This is a genomic window from Candidatus Jidaibacter acanthamoeba (genome assembly GCF_000815465.1).
GTDB classification, from domain to species: domain Bacteria; phylum Pseudomonadota; class Alphaproteobacteria; order Rickettsiales; family Midichloriaceae; genus Jidaibacter; species Jidaibacter acanthamoebae.
Window position 1 is genome coordinate 1 of the sequence record NZ_JSWE01000177.1, and the last position, 226, is coordinate 226.

The window sequence follows — 226 nt, forward strand, 5'->3', positions numbered from 1 at the left end:
GTTTAGTATCGGTAGTATTAAGCCTAAATTTAATTATATCCCTAGGAGTATATCTGAGATATTTTAAAAGAGGGTCAGCTTTATTTTTAAGTAAAATATCCAGAATCGCAGGGAAAGAAACTGTAAAAGGCAATTTATTTTTAGTTGGAAAATAATCATTTGGAATTGTAGTAGATGTATTACAATAGACTAATATATGAAGAGCTGTTCTACCTGTATTATCAAT

General features: G+C 28.3%; 1 protein-coding gene. It reads right to left on the reverse strand.

The window, feature by feature from the left end:
- Positions 1–226, reverse strand: a 226-nt coding sequence (locus NF27_RS12840) for a hypothetical protein (RefSeq protein WP_039458143.1), incomplete at both ends; no start/stop codon positions are given.